The sequence below is a fragment of the Streptomyces tirandamycinicus genome, from assembly GCF_003097515.1.
Lineage (GTDB): Bacteria > Actinomycetota > Actinomycetes > Streptomycetales > Streptomycetaceae > Streptomyces > Streptomyces tirandamycinicus.
Genome location: NZ_CP029188.1, coordinates 6516190 through 6536284, shown reverse-complemented (window position 1 = coordinate 6536284; position 20095 = coordinate 6516190). Strand labels below are relative to the sequence as shown.

Annotated in this window: 3 protein-coding genes; 2 read left to right on the top strand and 1 reads right to left on the bottom strand. The window is 72.4% G+C overall.

The window, feature by feature from the left end; translation table 11 throughout:
• Positions 1–101: 101 nt before the first annotated feature.
• On the bottom strand, positions 102–764 hold the full coding sequence (locus tag DDW44_RS28225; RefSeq protein ID WP_244224135.1) for a 4'-phosphopantetheinyl transferase family protein: 663 nt from the start codon (positions 762–764) through the stop codon (positions 102–104).
• A 106-nt stretch (positions 765–870) separates the two neighbouring features.
• Here DDW44_RS28225 and DDW44_RS28220 point away from each other — a divergent pair, with 106 nt between their 5' ends.
• Both DDW44_RS28220 and DDW44_RS28215 read left to right on the top strand, forming a co-directional pair.
• A complete protein-coding gene (locus DDW44_RS28220) occupies positions 871–2373 on the top strand; it encodes an FAD-binding oxidoreductase (RefSeq protein ID WP_108908236.1) in 1503 nt (500 codons plus the stop codon).
• A 205-nt stretch (positions 2374–2578) separates the two neighbouring features.
• Complete coding sequence (locus DDW44_RS28215) at positions 2579–20065, top strand: type I polyketide synthase (protein ID WP_108908235.1); 17487 nt, start codon at positions 2579–2581, stop codon at positions 20063–20065.
• Positions 20066–20095 lie beyond the last annotated feature (30 nt).

Below are 20095 nucleotides of genomic sequence, written 5' to 3'. Positions count from 1 at the left end.
TCGGCAAGCGCCGCGTCCGGGACACTCCACCTCCTCCCACCCTGCCGACCGGCTGAGCCCATGGACGCACATCGGGGCTGATGCGTCCCCAGGTCCTCCGGCTACAGCGAGACCGCCGCCAGCACGAGACCACGGCACACCAGCCACCGGCCGCCGACCGCCATGGGCGCCTTGCCGGCCCAGCCGGGCCGCTGGCGCAGGACCCTGGCGCGGAAGAACGGTATCTCGGCTTCGAACTCCACCTCGGCGTCGTCGAAGCCGAGGCGGTCCCCCGTCATGGAGAACCAGCTCTTGAAGACCGACTCCTTGGCGCTGAACAGCAGACGGTCCCAGTGCACCGAAGGGTACGAGTCCGCCAGCACAGCCAGCGCGGCACGCTCCGGGGCGATCGTCACTGCCTCCAACACCCCTTGTGGAAGCGGGCGGTGTGGCTCGGCATCGATGCCGAGCGACATGACATCCTCGCGGCCGGCCACCGCGGCAGCGCGATAACCATGGCAGTGGGTCAGGGATCCCACCACTCCATCAGGCCACGACGGCACACCGTGCTCGTCCGGCGGCAGGGGAACGGCCGGTCGGCCCAGCGCTGACAGTGCCGCACGGGCGCAGTGGCGTCCCGTGGCGAACTCCCGCCTCCGCGCGTCCACCGCACTTGCGATCGCAATCTCTTCCTCCGGGAACAGTGAGACGTCCGCCACATCACCGAACACCTCCGCAGTACGCACCCCCGCCGGCACCAGACCGGCGATCAGGCCCGCGACCAACCGTCCCTACTTTTCGGAGCGCTCCAAAACCTTTGCGTGACAGGTGAATTAGGATCCGACGGCAACAGTACAGCTTGACTTCCGTGTCGAAGGCAGGAGAACCAGCATGAAGCACATCGATTCCGTGGCCCCCGGCGATATCAGGTACGAGGACTTACGCCGGGGCGAGAACCTCCGCTTCGTCGGCGATCCGGAAGAGATACATCTGGTGGGATCCGCCGCTGAGATCGAGCAGGTTCTTTCGCGTGCCGTGCGGTCGGGCAAGCGGGTGGCCGTGCGCAGTGGAGGGCACTGCTACGAGGACTTCGTAGCCAATTCAGACGTCCGTGTGGTGATGGACATGTCGCGGCTGTCGGCGGTCGGATTCGATGAGGAGCGCGGCGCGTTCGCCGTCGAGGCCGGTGCCACTCTGGGCGCGGTCTACAAGACGCTGTTCCGGGTGTGGGGCGTGACGCTGCCCGGCGGGGCGTGCCCCGATGTGGGGGCGGGCGGGCACATCCTCGGTGGGGGCTACGGCCCGCTGTCCCGGATGCACGGCTCGATCGTCGACTATCTGCACGCGGTCGAGGTCGTCGTGGTCGACGCGTCGGGCGACGCGCGGACCGTGATCGCGACGCGCGAGCCGAGCGATCCGAACCATGATCTGTGGTGGGCGCACACCGGGGGCGGCGGCGGGAACTTCGGCGTGGTCGTCAGGTACTGGCTGCGGACCGCCGAGGCCGACGTACCGCCGGAGCCCGGCCGGCTGCTGCCGCGGCCGCCGGCCGAGGTGCTGCTCAACACGACGGTGTGGCCGTGGGAGGGGCTGGACGAAGCGGCCTTCGCGCGGCTCGTACGGAACCACGGCAGGTGGTTCGAGCAGAACAGCGGCCCCGACTCCCCCTGGTGCGACCTCTACAGCGTGCTGGCCCTCACCCGCAGCCAGTCCGGTGCCCTCGCGATGACCACGCAGCTCGACGCGACCGGCCCGGACGCGGAGAAGCGGCTGGAGACATATCTCGCAGCGGTCTCCGAGGGTGTGGGCGTGCAGCCGCACAGCGACACGCGGCGGCTGCCGTGGCTGCACTCGACGCGCTGGCCCGGGATCGCCGGGGACGGCGACATGACCGGACGGGCCAAGATCAAGGCGGCGTATGCGCGCCGGAGCTTCGACGACCGGCAGATCGGCACCCTGTACACGCGCCTGACCAGCACCGACTACGACAATCCGGCCGGGGTCGTCGCGCTCATCGCCTACGGCGGCAAGGTCAACGCCGTCCCGGCGGACCGGACCGCGGTGGCGCAGCGCGACTCCATCCTCAAGATCGTGTACGTCACGACCTGGGAGGACCCCGCGCAGGACCCGGTCCACGTGCGGTGGATCCGCGAGCTGTACCGGGACGTGTACGCGGACACCGGCGGCGTACCGGTACCCGGTGGCGCCGCCGACGGCGCGTACGTCAACTACCCGGACGTCGACCTCGCGGACGAGGAGTGGAACACCTCCGGGGTGCCGTGGTCCGAGCTGTACTACAAGGACGCCTACCCGCGCCTCCAGGCGGTCAAGGCGCGCTGGGATCCGCGGAACGTGTTCCGGCACGCACTCTCCGTGCGGGTTCCGCCGGCCTGAGACGGCACCGAGGGGTACGGATTCCCGCGCGGGGACCCGTACCCCTCGGCGCTTCCGCCCCTGCCCGCCCGCGAGTTCAGCGGTCACTAGGGGATCGATAGGGGTGTAGGGGCCAACGATCGTTTGATTACAGTCGGCAATTGCCTTTGCGTGTGCCGCAGGGGGCGTTTCTCATGCATTTCACTTACTGGGGGATCACGGTCGCATGTCTCAATTCCGCGACGGCTTCACCGAGGTCGGGATACCGGACGACGCAATCGCCATAGTGGGGCTCTCCTGCAGACTCCCCGAGGCCCCCGACAAGAGCGCGTTCTGGGAGCTGCTCCGCGACGCGCGGCATGCGATCGGGGAAGTGCCGCAGGACCGGTGGAACGCCGAGGAACTTCCCCCCGCCGCACGGCACGGCGCCTTTCTCGACCGGGTGGACACATTCGATCCCGCATTCTTCGGCATATCGCCGCGCGAAGCCTCGATGATGGACCCCCAGCAGCGGCTCATGCTGGAACTCTCCTGGGAGGCTTTCGAGGACGCCAGCATCCCCCTGCGGCAGGTGCGCGGCAGCCGTACCGGGGTCTTCGTCGGTGCGATCGCGAACGACTACGCGGTGCTGCTGAACCGGCAGGGGCTGTCCGCCGTCACCCAGCACTCGCTGACCGGGACCCAGCGCGCCATCATCGCGAACCGGGTGTCGTACACCCTCGGGCTGCGCGGTCCCAGTCTCACCGTGGACACCGCGCAGTCCTCCGGCCTCGTCGCCGTCCACCAGGCCTGCGAGACCCTGCGCTCGGGCGGTTGCGAACTCGCCGTGGCGGGTGGCGTGAACCTCAACATCGTGCCGGAGAGCGCCCTCGCCGCCGACCGGTTCGGCGGGCTGTCGCCGGACGGCCGCTGCTACACCTTCGACGCCCGCGCCAACGGCTATGTCCGCGGTGAGGGCGGCGGGGCCGTCCTCCTCAAGCCCCTCGCCCGGGCCCTGGCCGACGGTGACTCGGTCTACTGCGTGATCCGCGGCGGCGCGGTCAACAACGACGGCGCCACGGACGGACTCACGGTGCCGAGCACGGCCGCGCAGAGCGAGGTGCTGCGCCTGGCCTACGACCGGGCGGGCGTCGACCCGGCGGACGTCCACTACGTGGAGCTGCACGGCACGGGCACCGCCCTCGGCGACCCCATCGAGGCCTCGGCCCTGGGCGCCGTCCTGGGCACGGCCCCCGGCCGCCGACTGCCCCTCACGGTCGGCTCGGCCAAGACGAACGTGGGACACCTGGAGGGTGCCGCCGGAATGGTCGGTCTCCTCAAGACCGCCCTGTCCCTCCATAGGCGCCAGATCCCGGCCAGCCTCCACTACGAGACACCGAACCCGCGGATCCCGCTGGACGAACTCAACCTGCGCGTGCAGCAGTCGCTGACGGACTGGCCGGAGCCGGAGTCCCGGCCGGCGCTCGCGGGCGTCAGCTCCTTCGGGATGGGCGGCACCAATTGCCACCTGGTCCTGCAAGGGGTGCCGGCGGCCGAGCCCGCGACCCGTGACGGCGGCCGGGCTGAGCGTCGGGCCGGTGTGGTGCCGTGGGTCCTCTCCGGCCGGGGGGAGGACGCCCTGCGGGCGCAGGCCGAGCGGCTGCGGTCGTTCGTCGCGGACCGGCCCGAACTGGGTGTGGACGCCGTGGCGCAGTCCCTGGTGACCTCCCGCGACGCCCACGAGAACCGGGCAGTCGTCCTCGGCTCGGACCGGGAGAGCCTGCTGAACGGGCTCGCGGCACTGGCCGCGGGAGAGCCTGCGTCGCGGGTCGTACGGAGCCGGGGGTCCGTGGACCCTGCGCAGGGGCGGTTGGCGTTCCTGTTCTCGGGGCAGGGCAGTCAGCGGGCCGGGATGGGACGCGAACTGTACGAGGCCTTCCCCGTGTTCGCCGCCGCGCTGGACGAGATCTGTGCGCACTTCGACCGGGAGTTGGACCGGCCTCTGCGTGAGGTGATGTTCGTCGAGACCGGTGAGCAGGCTCTGCTGGACCACACCGCGTATACGCAACCCGCCCTGTTCGCCCTCGAAGTCGCCCTCTTCCGGCTGCTGGAGTCCTGGGGCATCCACCCCGACCTCGTCACCGGACACTCCATCGGCGAACTCGCCGCCGCCCACACCGCAGGCCTGTGGACCCTCACCGACGCCTGCACCGTCGTCGCCGCCCGCGGCCGACTCATGCAACAACTCCCCCCCGGCGGCACCATGATCGCCATCGAAGCACCCGAGACCGACGTCCTGCCCCTGCTCGCCGGACACGAAGAGCACGTGGCGATCGCCGCCGTCAACGGACCCCGCGCCACCGTCATCAGCGGCACCGAGCACATCGTCGAGGACATCGCCGCCCAGCTCTCCGCAGGCGGCCACCGCACCCGGCGTCTGAAGGTCAGCCACGCCTTCCACTCCCCCCACATGGACCCCATGCTCGACCAGTTCCGGCAGGCCCTGGACAGTGTGGAGTTCCACCCGACGCGGCTGGTGCTGCCCGCCGGACAGGCGGTGCGCGACCCCGAGTACTGGGTCCGCCACATCCGCGACGCCGTCCGCTTCGCCGACCAGATCACCTGGCTCGAACAGCACGACACCACCCGCTACCTGGAAATAGGACCCGGCGGCGTCCTCACCGCCCTCGCCCAGGACACCGTCACCCGCACCGACACCCTCCTCCTGCCCAGCCTGGTCAAGAACCTCGACGAGACCCACGCCCTCACCCGCGCCGCAGCCGAACTCCACGTCTCGGGGGCGGAGATCGCCTGGCAGGCCTTCTTCACCGGCCGGGGGAACGCGCCGCGCCGGGTCGACCTGCCGATGTACGCCTTCCAGCGCCGCCGGTACTGGCTCAAGGAGACGGTCGGCGTGTCGGCTGGGCTCCCTGGGGACGTAGCCGATGCGGAAGCGGACGAGGAGTCCGTTACGCAGGCGGCCGGTCCTGCGGCCTCCTTCGCCTGGATGTCGGAGGAGGAGACGGACCGGGAGCTGCTGGATCTCGTACGGCGGCACATCGCAGCCGTGCTCGAACACGACAGCCCCGAACAGGTCCCGGTGGACGCGCCGTTCAAGCAGCTCGGCTTCGACTCGCTGATGTCGGTGGAGTTCTGTGCCGCGCTCGGCCGCGCGGTCGGCGTACGGCTGCCGTCGTCCACGCTCTACGACCACCCCACCCCGGAGCTGCTGGCACGACACGTACGCGGCGAACTCGTGGGCACGCGGGGCGAGGAGGCGGAGGCAATGGCTGCCCCGGACTCCGGCGCCGCCTCCGACCCGATCGTCATCGTCGGCATGAGCTGCCGGCTCCCGGGCGGGATCCGGACGCCCGAGCAGCTGTGGGCGCTGCTGGCGGCGGGCGGTGACGCGGTGTCGCCGTTCCCCGCCGACCGCGGCTGGGACCTGGAGGCGCTCTACGACGCCGACCCGGAGCGCTCCGGCACGTCGCATGCGCGGGAGGGCGGGTTCCTCCATGACGCCGCCGACTTCGACCCGGCGTTCTTCGGGATCTCGCCGCGTGAGGCCCTGGCCATGGACCCGCAGCAGCGGCTGCTGCTGGAGACCTCCTGGGAGGCCCTCGAACGCGCCGGGATCAACCCGAAGTCGCTGCGTGGCAGCAAGGCCGGCGTCTTCGTCGGTGCCACGGCTCAGGACTACGGCCCCCGGCTACACGAGGCGCCCGAGGAGATCGAAGGCTATGTGCTGACCGGGACGACGCCCAGCGTGGCGTCGGGCCGCGTGGCGTACACCCTGGGTCTGGAGGGCCCGGCCGTCACCGTTGACACGGCCTGCTCGTCCTCGCTGGTCGCCCTGCACATGGCCGCCCAGTCCCTGCGCTCCGGCGAATGCTCGCTCGCCCTCGCGGGCGGGGCGACCGTCATGTCCACCCCCGGCATGTTCGTGGAGTTCAGCCGGCAGCGGGGACTCGCCCCCGACGCCCGGGTCAAGGCCTTCGCCGAGGCCGCCGACGGCACCGGCTGGGGCGAGGGCGTCGGCATGCTGCTGCTGGAGCGGCTCTCCGATGCCGAACGGCATGGACACCCGGTTCTGGGCATCGTGCGGGGCACGGCCGTCAACCAGGACGGCGCCAGCAATGGGCTGACCGCGCCGAACGGCCCCTCGCAGCAGCGGGTGATCCGGCAGGCCCTCGCCAACGCCGGTCTCACCCCTGACCAGGTCGACGCGGTCGAGGCACACGGCACGGGTACGATCCTGGGTGACCCGATCGAGGCGCAGGCGCTCCTCGCCACGTACGGCCAGGACCGCCCGACCGACCGGCCCCTGTGGCTGGGCTCGGTCAAGTCCAACATCGGGCACACGCAGGCCGCCGCCGGTGTCGCCGGTGTCATCAAGATGGTCATGGCCATGCGTCACGGCGTCCTGCCGATGACACTGCATGTCGACCAGCCGACCAGCCATGTCGACTGGGACGCCGGAGCCGTCACCCTCCTCACCGAGGAACAGCCCTGGCCCGGGACCAACCGGCCCCGCCGGGCCGGCGTCTCCTCCTTCGGCGTCAGCGGCACCAACGCGCACGCCATCATCGAAGAGCCCCCCATCGCCCTCGACCAGGGCCGGCCCGCCGACTCGGGCGTCGTGCCGTGGGTGATCTCCGCCCGGACCGCCGACGCGCTGCGCGACCATGCACGGCAGCTCCGCGAATACGTCGAGCAGCGGCCCGAGTTGGACACCGCAGCCGTCGCCGACACGCTCATCAACGGGCGCGCCCTGTTCGAGCACCGCGCGGTCGTCCTCGCCGAAGCTCCTGATGCCGTCGCCGCCGCGCTCGATGCGCTGGCCGCTGGGCAGCCTCACACCCATCTCGTTCAGGGCCAGGCCAAGGCCGTCGGCAAGACCGTGTTCGTGTTCCCGGGGCAGGGGACGCAGTGGGCCGGTATGGGTGCCGACCTCCTCGACTCCATGCCTGTGTTCGCGGAGTCCATCGCCCGCTGTGAGGAAGCGCTCGCGCCTTACGTCGACTGGTCGCTGACCGAGGTGCTGCGCTCCGGCGCCGACTTGGACCGGGTCGACGTCATCCAGCCCGTCACCTGGGCCGTCATGGTCTCCCTTGCCGCCACCTGGCAGCACCTGGGCGTCCGTCCTGACGCCGTGGTGGGCCACTCCCAGGGCGAGATCGCCGCCGCCGCTGTGGCAGGCGCCCTCACCCTGGAGGACGCGGCCAAGGTCGTCGCCGTACGCGCACGGATCATCGGTGAACACCTTGCCGGGCTGGGCGCCATGGCCTCCATCCCGCAGTCCGTCCAGGCGGTCGAGGAAATCCTGACCAGCGGTGTCAGCATCGCCGCCGTCAACGGCCCCAACACCACCGTGGTTTCAGGCGACAAGGACGCCGTGGAAACCCTGGTCGCGGACCTTCAGGGCCAGGACATCCGGGCCCGGCTCATCCCCGTCGACTACGCCTCACACTCGGCCCACGTCGAGACCATCCAGGACGAGATCGCCACCGCCCTCGCTGGAATCGAGCCCCGTCGGTCAGACGTCCCGTTCTTCTCCACCGTAGAGCGCGGCTTCCTGAACACCGAGGCGCTCGACGTCGGCTACTGGTACCGAAACCTGCGCCAGACCGTCCACTTCCACACCGCCATCCAGCAGCTCACCGAGTCCGGCCACACCACCTACATCGAGTCCAGCGCCCACCCCGTCCTCACCTACAGCATCGAAGAAGCCTCAACCGACGCCCTCACCACCGGCACCCTCCGCCGAGGCGAAGGCACCCTCACCCGCCTCCTCACCTCAGCAGCACACCTCCACACCCACGGCCGGCCCATCAACTGGCCCACCCCGCGCACCAACCGCGTCACCGACCTCCCGACCTACCCGTTCCAGCACCAGCGCTACTGGATCAACCCGACCACGACCGGTTCCCCGGACACCGCCGACACCCGCTTCTGGGAGGCGGTCGAGAACGAGGACTGGGAGTCGCTCGGCCGCACGCTCTCGGTGGAGGGCGATGCCCCGCTGAGTACGGTGCTCGCGGCGCTGGCGTCCTGGCGGAAGAGCCTGGATCGTGTGTCGGCGGTGGACAACTGGCGCTACCGGGCGGCATGGAGGCCGATCGCCGATCCGCAGGCCGGACCGGTCGGTACCTGGCTGGTCGTGGTTCCCGTCGGCCAGGAGGACGACGCGCTGGTGGGTGCTGTCACCCGCGCTGTACGGGGGCGGCAGGTCGTGCTGGACCCGTCCGAGGCGGACCGCGCGCGCTACGCCGAGCAAGCCTCCGACGCTTTGGGCTCGGGTGATGACAACGCTGCCGTGACCGGCGTGCTGTCCCTTCTCGCGCTGGGCGGCGACCACGTGGCCCCGGCGGCGCCGGCGCTCGCTCTCTTCCAGGCGCTGGGGGACGCCGGTGTGCAGGCCCCCCTCTGGTGTGTCACCCAGGGCGCGGTCAGCACGGGCAGCTCCGATCCGCTCACCCGGCCCGCCCAGGCGCAGGTCTGGGGCCTGGGCCGGGTCGCCGCGCTGGAGCACCCCGACCGCTGGGGTGGGCTCGTCGACCTGCCCGAACAGCTCGACGAGCGCGGCGCCGCACGCCTGCGTGCCGTACTGGCCGCTCCGTCCGGCGCTGAGGACCAGGTGGCCATCCGCGCGGCCGGTGTCCTCGCGCGCCGACTGACCCGGGCGGCAGCCGGCAGCGGTAGGTCCTGGCAGCCGCGCGGCACCGTCCTGATCACCGGCGGTACCGGCGCGCTCGGCGCACACGTGGCGCGCTGGGCCGCCGAGAACGGCGCCGAGCACCTCGTCCTCGCCAGCCGGCGCGGCGGCGAGGCCCCCGGGGCCACCGCCCTGCACGACGACCTCACCGCGCTGGGCGTCACCGTGACCCTCACCGCCTGCGACGTCACCGATCCGGACGCCGTACGTGCCCTCGTCTCCGCGCACCCCGGCTTGACCGCCGTGGTCCACACCGCGGGTGTTCTCGCCGACGCGGTGCTCGACCGGCTCACCACCGAGCGCCTCGACGACGTCCTGCGTCCGAAGGCCACCGCCGCCGCGCTTCTCGACCGGTGCACGCGTCACCTCGACCTCGACGCGTTCGTCCTGTTCTCGTCGGTGGTCGGCACGCTGGGCCGGGCCGGGCAGGGGAACTTCGGTGCGGCCAACGCCCACTTGGACGCGCTCGCCGAGCAGCGGCACGCGCTCGGGCTGCCCGCCACCTCCGTGGCATGGGGCCCCTGGGACGCGGACGGCATGGCGGCAGGCGAGGTCGCCGAGCAACTGCGGCGGCGCGGGCTGCCGGCCCTGGCGCCCGACCTGGCGCTCACCGCGCTGGGAGAGGCCGTCGGGCGCGGCGAGGCGACGGTGACCGTCGCCGACATCGACTGGGCGCGGTTCGTGCCGGCGTACACCGCCGCCCGTCCCAGCGCGCTGATCTCCGACCTGGCGGACGTACGGGAGCTGCGGGCCGAGTCCGGCGCCCAGCGAGTCGGCGACGACGCCACGTGGACGGCGCAGAATCTGTCGGGCCTCTCCGACGCCGAGGCCGAGCGGCTGCTGCTGGACCTGGTGCGGACGCAGGCGGCAGCCGTGCTCGGGCACGCCTCCGCGGACGCGGTGAACGCCTCGCACGCATTCAAGGACATCGGTGTCGACTCGCTGACCGCGGTCGAGCTGCGCAACCGGCTCGTCGCCGTCACCGGCCTGAAGCTGCCGCCGACGCTGGTGTTCAACCATCCGACGCCGCAGGCGCTGGCCCGCTTCCTGCACACGCAGGCGACCGGCACGCCGGAGTCCGCCTCCGTGCGCCCGGAACCGGTCCCGGTGGGTGCCGCGGCCGAGGACGACCCGATCGCGATCGTGTCCATGGCCTGCCGCTATCCCGGCGGGGTGCGCTCGCCGGAGGACCTCTGGCAGCTGCTCGCCGACGGCCGGGACGCGGTGTCCGTGTTCCCCACGGACCGCGGCTGGGACATCGACGCGCTCTACCACCCCGACCCGGAGCGTACGGGCACGTCGTACGTCCACGAGGGCGGATTCCTGTACGACGCCGCCGAGTTCGACGCCGAGTTCTTCGGGATCTCGCCGCGTGAGGCGCAGGCGATGGACCCGCAGCAGCGCCTTCTGCTGGAGACGTCCTGGGAGGTGTTCGAGCGGGCCGGGATGGATCCGCGGTCGGTGGCCGGCAGCCAGGCGGGCGTCTTCGTCGGTGTGGCGTCGCAGGACGGGTACGGGCCGCGCATGAGCGAGGCACCCGAAGGGTTCGAGGGGTACCTGCTCACCGGCACCGCGGCGAGCGTGATCTCCGGCCGGGTGGCGTACACCCTCGGTCTGGAGGGCCCGGCCGTCACGGTCGACACGGCCTGCTCGTCCTCGCTGGTCGTCCTGCACATGGCCGTCCAGGCGCTGCGCGACGGCGAGTGCACGCTCGCGCTCGCGGGCGGCGTCACCGTGATGGCCTCGCCGGGGACGTTCGTGGAGTTCAGCCGGCAGCGGGGGCTCGCTCCCGACGGCCGCAGCAAGTCGTTCTCCGCGGCGGCCGACGGCACCAGCTGGGGCGAGGGCGCCGGTGTCCTGCTCCTGGAGCGGCTGTCGGACGCCCGGCGCAACGGGCATCCGGTCCTGGGCCTGGTGCGCGGTACGGCGGTCAACCAGGACGGCGCCAGCAACGGCCTCACCGCCCCCAACGGCCCCTCGCAGGAGCGGGTCATGCGCCAGGCGCTCGGCCGGGCCCGGCTGACCGCCGCCGAGGTCGACGCCGTCGAGGCGCACGGCACCGGCACCCGGCTCGGCGACCCGATCGAGGCGCAGGCGCTGATCGCCACGTACGGCCAGGACCGGCCGGACGGACAGCCGCTGCTGCTCGGCTCCCTGAAGTCGAACATCGGGCACACGCAGGCTGCGGCGGGCGTGGGCGGGGTCATCAAGATGGTGATGGCGATGCGCCACGGTGTGCTGCCGAGGACGCTGCATGTGGACGAGCCGACGCCGCACGTCGACTGGTCCGCCGGTGCGGTGACGCTGCTGCGGGACGCGGTCGAGTGGCCGGAGACCGGACGGCCCCGCCGAGCCGGCGTGTCGTCGTTCGGTGTGAGCGGCACCAACGCCCACGCGATCATCGAGCAGTTCGAGGAGGAGCCGGCCGTCGCCGACGCGTCCGACGCCGTGTCGGGGCCGCTGCCGTGGGTCCTCTCCGGCCAGGGCACGGACGCTCTGCGGGCGCAGGCCGAGCGGCTGCGGTCGTTCGTCGCGGACCGGCCCGAACTCCCCATGGCCAACCTGGCGTTCTCGCTCGGCACCACACGGGCCGCGCTGGACGACCGGGCCGCCGTGGTCGCGGAGGACCGGTCCGACTTCCTCGACGCGCTGGGCGCGCTCGCGCGCGGCGAGGTGGACAGCCGGGTCCTGACCGGGTCCGTGGACCCTGCGCAGGGGCGGTTGGCGTTCCTGTTCTCGGGGCAGGGCAGTCAGCGGGCCGGCATGGGACGCGAACTGTACAAGACTTTCCCCGTGTTCGCCGCCGCGCTCGACGAGATCTGCGCGCACTTCGACCCACTGCTGAAGCAGCCCCTACGCGAGGTGATGTTCGCCGAGCCCGGTGAACAGACCCTGCTCGACCACACCGCCTACACCCAGCCCGCCCTGTTCGCCCTCGAAGTCGCCCTCTTCCGGCTCCTGCAGTCCTGGGACATCCACCCCGACCTCGTCACCGGACACTCCATCGGCGAACTCGCCGCCGCCCACACCGCAGGCCTGTGGACCCTCACCGACGCCTGCACCGTCGTCGCCGCCCGCGGCCGACTCATGCAACAACTCCCCCCCGGCGGCACCATGATCGCCATCGAAGCACCCGAAACCGACGTCCTGCCCCTGCTCGCCGGACACGAACACCACGCGGCGATCGCCGCCGTCAACGGACCCCGCGCCACCGTCATCAGCGGCACCGAGCACATCGTCGAGGACATCGCCGCCCAGCTCTCCGCAGGCGGCCACCGCACCCGGCGTCTGAAGGTCAGCCACGCCTTCCACTCCCCCCACATGAACCCCATGCTCGACCAGTTCCGACAGGTCCTGCACAGTGTCGAGTTCCACCCGACACGCCTGGCACTGCCCGCCGGAAACGCCGTCCACGACCCCGAGTACTGGGTCCGCCACATCCGCGACGCCGTCCGCTTCACCGACCAGATCACCTGGCTCGACCAACACGACACCACCCGCTACCTGGAAATAGGACCCGGCGGCGTCCTCACCGCCCTCGCCCAGGACACCCTCACCCGCACCGACACCCTCCTCGTCCCCACCCTGGTCAAGAACCTCGACGAGACCCACGCCCTCACCCGCGCCGCAGCCGAACTCCACGTCAACGGGACACCCGTCGACTGGCAGTCCTTCTTCACCGGCCGGGGGAACACGCCGCGCCGGGTCGACCTGCCGACGTACGCCTTCCAGCGCCGCCGGTACTGGCTCGACGCGAGGTCCGGGCGCAGGGAGCAGACCGGTGGTTTACCGGTGGACGGCTGGCGCTACCGGGTGGTGTGGCGGCCGATGCCGGATGAGTCCGACACGGCTGAACTCAGCGGCGACTGGCTGCTGTTGCTGCCTGCCGGTCACGAGAGCCGGCCTCTCGTACGTGACGCCGTCCGGGCTCTGGAGAGCGGGCACGGTACCGTACGGCAGGTCGCGCTCGACACCGCCGTGGCCGACCGGGGGCGTTTCGCCGAGCAACTGCGGGATGCGCGCGCGGAGTTCGACGCCCCGGTGACCGGCGTGCTGTCGCTACTCGCGCTCGCGGACGTCGACAGCGAGGAGGAGGCCGGTACGGTCGCCCCGACCCTGGCGCTCGTCCAGGCTCTCGGCGACGCGGGCGTCGAGGCTCCCCTCTGGTGCGCCACCCAGGGTGCGGTCACCACCGGCGGCTCCGACCCGCTCGCCCACCCCGCCCAGGCGCAGGTCTGGGGCCTGGGGCAGGTCGCGGCTCTCGAACACCCCGACCGTTGGGGCGGGCTCGTCGACCTGCCCGAACAGCTCGACGAACGCGGCGCCGCACACCTGCGTGCCGTACTGGCCGCGGCGCCCGGCGGCGAGGACCAGGTGGCCATCCGCGCGGCCGGTGTCCTCGCGCGTCGACTGACCCGGGCGGCAGGCAGCAGCGGTACGGGCTGGCAGCCGCGCGGCACGGTCCTGATCACCGGCGGCACCGGCGCGCTCGGCGCACACGTCGCGCGCTGGGCCGCCGAGAACGGCGCCGACCACCTCGTCCTCGCCAGCAGGCGGGGCGGCGAGGCCGCCCCCGGGGCCGCCGCCCTGGGCGACGAACTCGCCGCACTCGGCGTCACAGCGACCTTCGCGGCCTGTGATGTGAGCGACCCCGAGTCGGTGCGCTCCCTGGTCGCCGAGCACCCGCGCCTCACGGCGGTCGTGCACACCGCCGGCAGCCTCGACGACGGCGTACTGGACCACCTCACCGCCGACCGCCTCGACCATGTCCTGCGTCCGAAGGTCACCGCCGCGGCGCTGCTCGACCGGTACACGCGTCACCTCGACCTCGACGCGTTCGTCCTGTTCTCCTCGGCGGCCGCCACCTTCGGCAACGAGGGCCAGGCCAACTACGCTGCCGCGAACGCCCACTTGGACGCACTCGCACAGCAGCGGCAGGCGCTGGGGCTACCCGCCACCTCCGTGGCGTGGGGGGCCTGGGCGGACTCCGGTATGGCGACGGGGCACGCGGCGGCGGAGCAGTTGCACCGCAGCGGGTTCCCCCCGATGTCCCCGGACCTCGCGCTCACCGCGCTGGCCCAGGCCGTCGGCCACGGCACTCCGGCCGTGACGGTCGCCGACATCGACTGGGGCCGCTTCGTACCGGCGTACACCGCCGCCCGTCCCAGCCCGCTGATCTCCGACCTGGCTGACGTACGGGAGCTGCGGGCGACGGCCGGGCCGGCCGGGTCCGGCGGAGCGCAACGCGCCGAGGAGTCGTCGCCGGCCGGGCAGCTGGCCGCGCTGACGGTGCCGCAGCGGGAGGAGCTGGTGCTGGAACTGGTGCGCACCCAGGCGGCGTTGGTGCTCGGACACGCCGGGCCGCAGTCGGTGGCTCCGAACCGCGCGTTCAAGGAGCTCGGCTTCGACTCGCTCGGCGCGGTCCAGCTGCGCAACCGGCTCAACGCGGCCACCGGGCTGCGGCTGACCACCAGCGTGATCTTCGACTACCCGACGGCGACCGAGCTCGCCCGCCATGTGCTGGGCGAGTTCCCCGGCCTCGGAGGCGACACCGCCGCGGCCGCGCAGGTGGCCGCTCCCGGTGCGCCGGTGGCCGACGACGACCCGATCGCGATCGTGGCCATGAGCTGCCGCTTCCCGGGCGGGATCCGGACGCCCGAGCAGCTGTGGGCGCTGCTGGCGGCGGGTGGTGACGCGGTCGCGCCCTTCCCCGCCGACCGCGGCTGGGACCTGGAGGCGCTCTACGACGCCGACCCGGAGCGCTCCGGCACGTCGTATGTGCGCGAAGGGGCCTTCCTCCAGGGCGTGAGCGAGTTCGACGCGGCCTTCTTCGGCATCAACCCGCGCGAGGCCCTGGCCATGGACCCGCAGCAGCGGCTGCTCCTTGAGACCTCCTGGGAGGCCTTCGAGCGGGCCGGCATCGACCCGAAGTCCCTGCGCGGCAGCAAGGCCGGCGTCTTCGTCGGCAGCAACGGGCAGGACTACGCCACCCTGCTCCGGCAGGTGCCGGAAACCGTCGAGGGCTACCTCGGTACGGGTATCGCGGGCAGCGTCGCGTCGGGCCGCGTGGCATACACCCTGGGCCTGGAGGGCCCGGCCGTCACCGTCGACACCGCCTGCTCGTCGTCCCTGGTCGCCCTGCACATGGCCGCGCAGTCACTGCGCTCCGGCGAATGCTCGCTCGCCCTCGCGGGCGGTGTGACGGTCATGTCGACTCCCGAGGTCTTCGTGGAGTTCAGCCGTCAGCGGGGGCTCGCCCCCGACGCCCGGGTCAAGGCCTTCGCCGAGGCCGCCGACGGCACCGGCTGGGGCGAGGGCGTCGGCATGCTGCTGCTGGAGCGGCTCTCCGATGCCGAACGGCATGGACACCCGGTTCTGGGCATCGTGCGGGGCACGGCCGTCAACCAGGACGGCGCCAGCAATGGGCTGACCGCGCCGAACGGCCCCTCGCAGCAGCGGGTGATCCGGCAGGCCCTCGCCAACGCCGGTCTCACCCCTGACCAGGTCGACGCGGTCGAGGCACACGGCACGGGTACGATCCTGGGTGACCCGATCGAGGCGCAGGCGCTGATCGCCACCTACGGCCAGGACCGGCCTGCCGACCGGCCCCTGTGGCTGGGCTCGGTCAAGTCCAACATCGGGCACACGCAGGCAGCCGCCGGTGTCGCAGGTGTCATCAAGATGGTCATGGCCATGCGCCACGGCCTGCTACCTCGCACCCTCCACGTCGATGAGCCCACCACCCATGTCGACTGGGACGCCGGAGCCGTCACCCTCCTCACCGAGGAACAGGCCTGGCCCGGGACCGACCGGCCTCGCCGGGCCGGCGTCTCCTCCTTCGGCGTCAGCGGCACCAACGCGCACGCCATCATCGAAGAGTCCCCCATCGCCCTCGACCAGGGCCGGCCCGCCCACTCGGGCGACGTGCCGTGGGTGATCTCGGCGCGGACCGCAGAGGCGTTGCGCGCTCAGGCACGGCAGCTCCGCGAATACGTCGAGCAGCGGCCCGAGTTGGACACCGCGGCCGTCGCCGACACGCTCGTCAACGGCCGCGCCCTGTTCGAGCACCGCGCCGTGGTGGTCGCCGAGACCCCCGACGCTCTCACCGCCGCGCTCGACGCCCTCGCTCAGGGGGAGCCCTCACCCCACCTCGTGCAGGGCGTCGCGCCGGACGAGACCGGGAGGACCGTGTTGGTGTTCCCGGGGCAGGGGACGCAGTGGGCCGGTATGGGTGCCGAACTCCTCGACGCCGTTCCGGTGTTCGCGGAGTCCATCGCCCGCTGCGAGGAGGCACTCGCGCCTTACGTCGACTGGTCGCTGACCGAGGTACTGCGCTCCGGCGCCGACTTGGACCGGGTCGACGTCATCCAGCCCGTCACCTGGGCCGTCATGGTGTCCCTCGCCGCCGCCTGGCAGGAACTCGGTGTCCGTCCTGACGCGGTCGTCGGCCACTCCCAGGGCGAGATCGCCGCCGCCGCTGTGGCAGGCGCCCTCACCCTGGAGGACGCGGCCAAGGTCGTCGCCGTACGCGCACGGATCATCGGCGAACACCTCGCCGGCCGGGGCGCCATGGCCTCCATCCCCCAGCCTGTCCAGGCGGTCGAAGAACACCTGACCACCGGTGTGGGCATCGCCGCCGCCAACGGCCCCAACACCACCGTCGTCTCCGGCGACAAGGACGCCGTCGAAGCCCTCGTAGCCCAACTCCAGGAGCAGGACGTACGGGCCCGGCTCATCCCCGTCGACTACGCCTCACACTCCGCACACGTCGAAACCATCAAAGCCCAACTGGCCGATGCGCTCGCGGGAATCCAGCCCCACCCGGCCGACATCCCCTTCTTCTCCACCGTCGACCCCGGCTTCCTGAACACCGAGACGCTCGACGCCGGCTACTGGTACCGAAACCTCCGCCAGACCGTCCACTTCCACACCGCCATCCAGCAGCTCACCGAGTCCGGCCACACCACCTACATCGAGTCCAGCGCCCACCCCGTCCTCACCTACAGCATCGAGGAAACCGAAGGCGCCCAGACGATCACCGGCACCCTCCGCCGAGGCGAAGGCACCCTCACCCGCCTCCTCACCTCAGCAGCACACCTCCACACCCACGGCCACCCCGTCAACTGGCCCATCACCGGCGGCAACCACGCCACCGACCTCCCCACCTATCCCTTCCAGCACCAGCGTTACTGGCCCGCGTCGGCCGCCGCGCGGTCCGTCGACGCCGAATCCATCGGGCTCGGCATCGCCGGACACCCGCTGCTCGGCGCGGCGGTTGAGCTGGCGGGCACGGACACGCACCTGTTCACCGGGCTGCTGTCGTTGCAGAGCCACCCCTGGCTGGCCGACCACGCCGTGTCCGGCACCGTCCTGCTGCCCGGCACCGGCTTCCTCGAACTCGCCCTCCAGGCCGGCCACCACGTCGGCTGCGGCACCGTGGAGGAACTCACCCTGGAGGCATCCCTGGTACTGCCCGAGAAGGGTGGCGTACGGATCCAGCTCGGGCTCGGGGAGACCGACGACTCGGGTCGGCGGGAGCTGAACCTGCACTCGCGGGCGCAGGACGCCGGGGACGACGAGCCGTGGACGCTGCATGCCACCGGCACGGTGGCTCCCACCGGTGCGCAGCAGTCGCCGGAGCCCGATGCCGATCTGGCCGCCTGGCCGCCCGCCGGGGCGGAGGCGATCACGGTGGCGGACGCCTACGACCGGCTGGCCGCGCAGGGTGTCGAGTACGGCCCTGCCTTCCAGGGGCTGCGGGCCGCCTGGCGGCGCGGTGACGAGGTCTTCGCCGAGGTCGCCCTGCCGGACGAGGAGTCCCCCGAGGCTAAGGAGTACGGCCTTCACCCGGCGCTGCTCGACGCGGCGCTCCAGCCGCTGGGGCTGGGTGTGCTGCTGGCCGAGCCCGGCGAGGGACTCACCCGGCGCCCGTTCGCATGGAGTGGGGTGACCCTCCACGCCCAGGGCGCTAACGCGGTCCGGGTACGGATCGCCCTGGCCGGTGAGGACGCCGTGTCCGTCGCGGTGGCCGATTCGGTGGGCCGTCCTGTCGCCTCGGTCGACGTACTGACGCTGCGGCAGGTCGGCACCGAGCAGCTGGCTGGAGCGCGGGAGGCGCGGGGCGACTCGCTGTTCCGGGTGGAGTGGGCGCCGGTCGCGGTGTCGCGGTCCGGCGCGTCGGCCGGACGCTGGGCCGTCGTCGGCAGCGGCAGTGGTGACAGCACCATGGATGTGTACGACGACCTCGGCAGCCTCGCCGCCGCAGCCGCGCCCGTCCCCGAGCTGGTCTTCGCCCCCTTCCCGGACACCACCGACGGCACCACGGCGGACGCCGGCACCGCAGACGCCGTACGCCAGGTCACGCACCGCGCCCTGGACCTCGTACAGGCGTGGCTGGCCGACGACCGGTTCGCCGCGTCGCGGCTGGTGATCCTGGCCGGGCAGGGCCTGACCGGTGCACCGGTCTGGGGTCTGGTCAGGTCGGCGCAGGTGGAGAATCCGGGCCGGTTCGTGCTGGTGGAGACGGACGGCGGCGGCGAGCCTGACTGGGAGACGCTGGCGGCCGCTGCGGCCGGCGACGAGCCGCAGCTGCGGCTGCACGGCACCGAGGTCGGCGCACCGCGGCTGGCTCGTGCCGAGCGCCCCGAGGAGGTGGAGTCCGGGTTCGCGCCCGAGGGCACGGTCCTGCTGACCGGTGCCTCTGGTGGGCTCGCCCGGCTGCTCGCCCGGCATCTGGTGGCCGAGCGCGGGGTGCGGAACCTGCTGCTCACCAGCCGCCGCGGGGCCGCCGCCGACGGGATGCCGGAGCTGGTGGCCGAGCTGACCGGGCTCGGTGCCACGGTCGAGGTGGCCGCCTGCGACGTCGCCGACCGGGAGGCGCTGGCCGGGCTGCTGGCCTCCGTACCGCCGGAGCGTCCGCTCACCGCCGTGGTGCACACCGCGGCCGTCCTGGACGACGGGGTGGCCGAGGCGCTGACGCCGGAGCGGGTCGACCGGGTGCTGCGGCCGAAGGTCGACGGCGCGCTGAACCTCCATGCGCTGACGGAGGATCTGGACCTGTCGGCGTTCGTGCTCTTCTCCTCCCTGTCGGGCACCCTCGGCGGGGCGGGGCTGGCCAACTACTCGGCGGCCAACGCCTTCCTCGACGCCCTCGCTCGCCACCGGCACGAGCGCGGACTGCCCACCGTGTCGCTGGCCTGGGGACTGTGGGAGCAGCGCAGCGGTATGGCCGGGCGGCTGAGCGACGTGGACCTGGCCCGGATGTCCCGGGTCGGTGCGGCGCCGATGTCCGCGGACGAGGGCCTGGCCCTGTTCGACGCCGCCACCGCGCTGGGCGACGCCGTGGTCGTGCCGGCCCGGCTGGATGTGGCGGAGCTGCGCGCGCAGGCGGCGGCCGGTGTCATGGCGCCCCTGTTCCGCGGTGTCGTCCGCACCTCGGCCGTCCGGCGTACGGCGGCCGCGTCCGGGGGCCGTACCGAGGAAGCCGCGTCCGGGATCGCCGGCCGGCTGGCCGGGCTGGCCCGGGCCGATCAGGAGCGGATGCTGCTGGATCTCGTACGGGAGCAGGTCACGGCCGTGCTCGGGCATGCCTCGCCCGAGGAGGTACGGGCGAACCGGGCCTTCAAGGATCTCGGGTTCGATTCGCTGACCTCCGTCGAGCTGCGCAACCGGCTCCGGTCGGCGACCGGGCTGCGGCTGACGCCGACCCTGGTCTTCGACTATCCGAACCCGGCCGCCCTCGCACAGCGGCTGCTGGACGATCTCGTACCGCAGGCGCAGGAGGACGGACCGCCTCTCTCGGCGGAGTTGGAGCGGCTGGAGGCCGCGTTCCTCGAATCCGCCCTGGACGACCACGCGCGAGGCAAGATCGCGGCGCGGCTGCAGGCCCTGCTCTGGAAGTGGGACGACACCCGCGGCACCGCGATCGAAGCCGAAGGGCCCGCGGAGGACGGGGAGTTCGACCCCGTCAGCGACGACGAGATGTTCGACCTCATCGACAAGGAGCTGGGCCAGCTCTGATCCCGTCTCCGCTCCGCCCCTCGCCGGCGG

Bases quoted from the DNA above. Each gene is read 5' to 3' on its own strand.
- DDW44_RS28220 (WP_108908236.1), top strand. From the start codon at position 871: ATGAAGCACATCGATTCCGTGGCCCCCGGCGATATCAGGTACGAGGAC.
- DDW44_RS28215 (WP_108908235.1), top strand. From the start codon at position 2,579: ATGTCTCAATTCCGCGACGGCTTCACCGAGGTCGGGATACCGGACGAC.